At 76.7% G+C, this 541-nt stretch carries 1 pseudogene; it reads right to left on the bottom strand.

The features are described 5' to 3' along the window. Positions 1–541, bottom strand: a pseudogene (locus tag AC1DWF_RS37925) (hydrogenase 4 subunit B); the annotation flags it as partial.

Genomic DNA, 541 nt, shown 5'->3' with positions numbered 1-541 from the left:
ATCTTGGAGCCCGCGCCAAGCAGGACGAAGGCCAGCACGGCCCCTGCGCGCCAGCCCTCCGGCGGCGCCGAGCGGATCGCGGCGAAGCCGAGCCCCGCCGGGGCCAGCAGCGCGACGGCGGCGACGAGGCAGAGGCCCGAGAAGATGGCGAAGCCCAGGTACAGCCGTGCGGTCTTCCGTCCGGGCCCGCGCGGATGCCGCGCCGCGATCAATCCCCATGAGGCAAGGGACATGGCCTCGAAGCCCAGCAGGAGCGAGAAGCCGTCGGCCGCGACGATCACGCCCGCCATGCCGGCCAGGAAAAGCGGGAAGGCCGCGCCCTCGGCCCGCGGCGGCGGGGGCGAGGCGGCGGCGAAGAGCGCGGCCGGCAGGCCGACCAGCGCCAGGATCAACAGGAACCAGGCCGAGAGCGCGTCCAGCGCGATCACCGCGGGCGCCCATGGCGGGCCGACCGGCAGGGCCGTCGGCGCCAGGCCGAGGCCCGTCAGCGCGAGGCCGCCGGCGATCCCGAGCCCCCCCATGCAGGCCGCGCAGCCCAGGA

The organism is Aminobacter sp. P4_D5, assembly GCF_056401815.1.
The sequence above is the reverse complement of the archived record's forward strand: the minus strand, read 5'-3'. Positions and strand labels throughout refer to the sequence as shown.